The 294-nt window shown below is 38.8% G+C and carries 1 pseudogene; it reads left to right on the forward strand.

The features are described 5' to 3' along the window. Positions 1-294: pseudogene (locus tag DW922_RS17175) on the forward strand (carbohydrate ABC transporter substrate-binding protein); the annotation flags it as partial.

Raw genomic sequence — 294 nt, forward strand, 5'->3', positions numbered from 1 at the left:
GATTAATAATAATGCTGTTTATATCCGATATTCCGCCCAAAGATCATTTGATGCAGGTCTTGAGGCTGTTCACGGATTACTGTCAGGGGAAATGGATGAAACACAGGCTTTTGATACTTTTCGCAGTGTAATGAATCGTAAAGATCCAGAAGAAAAAGCAACGGTGAATTTTGAAAATGAATATTCCATTTCACTGAACGATAGAAATGGCCGTGATGCAGCATCTTCCATTTTAACTACGATCAGAGAAGAAAATGATGCACAGCTGGCTCTGGCGCCATATTATTATTTCAC

Source organism: Clostridium sp. AM42-4 (genome assembly GCF_003480105.1).
Taxonomy (GTDB): Bacteria; Bacillota; Clostridia; order Lachnospirales; family Lachnospiraceae; genus Brotaphodocola.